The sequence below is a fragment of the Frankia sp. CeTa3Moorea genome, assembly GCF_978021225.1.
The window spans coordinates 1-787 of the sequence record NZ_CDXDOR010000110.1; the positions used below are offsets into that span (position 1 = coordinate 1).

At 73.3% G+C, this 787-nt stretch carries 1 pseudogene; it reads right to left on the minus strand.

The features are described from left to right. A pseudogene (locus AC08OV_RS17460) lies at nucleotides 1–658 on the minus strand (hypothetical protein); the annotation flags it as partial. Nucleotides 659–787: the final 129 nt, after the last annotated feature.

Consider the following 787-nt stretch of genomic DNA (forward strand, 5'->3'; position numbering starts at 1 on the left):
CGGCGGCCACCGGGTAGTTCTGGTCGCCGAGGTTCCCCCTCAGCCTGTCGAGCCGGGTGCCGCCGGCCGGGTCGGTCTTGTCGGCCCCGGGCACCAGGTGCACCTGATAGTCGGGCCCGGGCTCGACGTCGAGGTCTTCGAACCGGACGAGGTGTGAGCCGTCCGCGAGCCGGATGAGTCGCGCGGTCCCGGTCGCGTCGTGGTCGATGCCGACCAGCTGCGCCCGCCCCAGCTCGACGACATCCGCCCCGGCCGCCGGTTGCGTCGGGGCCGGCGGCCGGGGCGGCGTCTGCCCGGGTGCCGGCCCCGCCTGCGGGGCGGCGCCGGGCGGGGACGGTCGGGTCGCCAGGACCGCGGTGACGTCGGCGGGTAACTCCTCCTCGACGGTCACGTTCCGGAACGCGGGCAGGACTGTGACGACGAACGCGAGCAGCACCGGCACGGCCTGTGCTGCCCCGGTGAGCACCGGTCCCCTCCCCAGTCTGGGCAGCAGGAAGCCGAGGCCGGCGACCGCCGCCATGATGACGAGCGTGAAGGCGACGCTGCGCGGGCTGGCGAACGCCGATCGGATGACACCGGGCTTCCAGGCTGCGAAGACCAGCCCGCCGAGTGCGGCGACCACGGGTACCAGCAGGGAGCCGCGCGGGTAGCCCAGCAACGTGGGCGTCGATCCTGATTTACGTCCCGACCTGTGCTCCGGACGGCGAGGCGTAGATGTGCTCATGGACATACCATCCTCGCCGACCGCGCATCGTTACACGGCGGCCGGCGATGTCGCGCAGGATCC